Below are 376 nucleotides of genomic sequence, written 5' to 3' on the forward strand. Positions count from 1 at the left end.
GCTTGCGGCAGAGTTCGGACATCGGACCGAGCACCCGCTGGAAGCGGATGAGCTGGCGGCGCAGTCCGAAGATGCGCGGCACATCGACCCGGCCGAACTCGCTGGCGAGCATCTCCCGCTCCATCTCCAGGACATCCTCCTCGATCGTCTCCACAATCGGGAAATAGCCGTCGACGATGAAGTCCAGCACGCCGTGCAGGACGTAATCGACGCCGTAGCGCATCTGCGCGGTTGCGGCCTCGAGTTGGCTGCGCAGCTCGGTATGGGCCCGTGCGGAGCCGTGGCGAACCGTGATGATGTGGTGCTTGCCAACGAAGATCGCCGTTTCGCCATAGGCGATCTGGTCATCCTCCAGGTGCGCCGTGCGGGCCACGAT

At 64.6% G+C, this 376-nt stretch carries 1 protein-coding gene; it reads right to left on the reverse strand.

The window, feature by feature from the left end:
- A partial coding sequence (locus AB4Y92_RS26500; protein WP_441822331.1) for a CorA family divalent cation transporter occupies positions 1-376 on the reverse strand: 376 nt, incomplete at both ends.

The organism is Lysobacter sp. TAB13, from assembly GCF_052113885.1.
In the GTDB taxonomy this organism is placed as follows: Bacteria; Pseudomonadota; Gammaproteobacteria; order Xanthomonadales; family Xanthomonadaceae; genus Lysobacter; species Lysobacter gummosus.